The sequence below is a fragment of the Salinicola sp. genome (assembly GCF_982684285.1).
This window is the reverse complement of record NZ_CEXLVS010000463.1, coordinates 1-1,366: the sequence shown is the minus strand read 5'-3', so window position 1 is coordinate 1,366 and position 1,366 is coordinate 1. Positions and strand designations below refer to the sequence as shown.

At 36.8% G+C, this 1,366-nt stretch carries 3 protein-coding genes; all 3 read left to right on the top strand.

What is annotated here, in order from left to right; genetic code table 11:
* On the top strand, positions 1-525 hold a 525-nt coding region (locus AC3AYF_RS21095), incomplete at its 5' end, for a hypothetical protein (protein ID WP_487780426.1).
* Complete coding sequence (locus AC3AYF_RS21090; RefSeq protein ID WP_487780425.1) at positions 522-836, top strand: hypothetical protein; 315 nt, start codon at positions 522-524, stop codon at positions 834-836. The genes AC3AYF_RS21095 and AC3AYF_RS21090, both read left to right, overlap by 4 nt.
* Positions 836-1,366 (top strand): zonular occludens toxin domain-containing protein (locus AC3AYF_RS21085; protein ID WP_487780424.1); only part of this gene is annotated, 531 nt, incomplete at its 3' end. The genes AC3AYF_RS21090 and AC3AYF_RS21085, both read left to right, overlap by 1 nt.

Sequence of the window (1,366 nt, the reverse complement as noted above, 5' to 3'; positions counted from 1 at the left end):
ACTGTTGATACGCCAAATAAAGAAACCTCAATTATTAATAATTCTACTGGCGCTGTCACTACAATAAATAGCAGTTCTGAATCTGTTACTTATAACGAAACAATTACAAATAATTATGATACATCCGGACAATTAACTGATTCATCATCGACTCAATCGGGTTCTGTTACTGGTTCATCTGATGAAGGTTGTAATCCTAATGATACCGAATGTGGAGATAGTCCTTCTTTTGCTTCTTCTGATAAAACGGGTCTCTATGAAAAAACAGATAAAACTTTCGGTTCTGTCCTAACTGCTTTTACAGACACTATTCAGGCTACGCAATTATTCACGGCTATGGATGGTTTTTTTGATGTAAATGTATCGGGTACTTGTCCGATTTGGAATCTTCCCGCTGTTTGGGTGTTCCCGCCTATTATTGTTGATATGCAATGTTCTGCTGTCATGGACACTCTATTGCTTGTTGTCATGGCAATAATGATTGCTTCTTCTGGCTTTATGGCGTTTAGGTGGGCAGTCTTATGATTAGTTGGCTATCTAATGCTTACGGTGATCTAATTGCTTGGTTCAAAGCTATCTTGCAAGCAATTTTCGACTTCTTTCGTGATATTGGGATTTTAGTCCTCGAATTATTTTTAGAGGGATTATCTCTACTTATTACGTCAATTCCGGTTCCTGAATTCTTAAGCAATGGCCTTGGTAGTTATTTAAATAATGTTGACCCTGCAATTCTGTATTTTTTAGGTAAGTCTGGTCTAACTGAATCATTTGCACTTTTGGCTGCTGGTCTTACATTTCGACTACTTCGTAAATTATTTACATTGGGGCAATGGTAATGATTATTTTCCATGAAGGTCTAGGCGGTTCAGGTAAATCCTACGAAGCAATAGTTAAACATGCTATTCCAGCACTTAAAGAAGGTAGGGCGGTTTGGTCTAATGTAAATGGCTTGCGTGAAGGTGCTGCTCAAATTGCAGGTTTAATAGATAAAACGTTTGAGGAAAAGCTTGCTCTAATTCATTTCTTCCCTGATGAAGATGTTAGACAGATGCATGAATTTATTCCTAAAGATGTTCTAGTCATCGTTGATGAAATACAAGATTTTTATCCTTCTGATCTTAGAACTATTTCACAAGAAGAAAGAAAATTTGTAACACGACAACGTCACGAGGGTCTTGATATCATTTTGATGGGTCAAAATTTCAATGATGTTAACAAGCTCTGGAGAAATCGTACTCAACGTAAAATCATTTTTACAAAGCGTACTGCTATCGGTCAGCCTGATAAATATACATGGCAGGCTTATGAAGGTAGATCTAATGAAGATGGTATCGAATTTATTAAAATAAATTCAGGCGGTGGTGAG

Coding starts and splice junctions, on each gene's coding strand:
- AC3AYF_RS21090 (WP_487780425.1), top strand. CDS start 522: ATGATTAGTTGGCTATCTAATGCTTACGGTGATCTAATTGCTTGGTTC.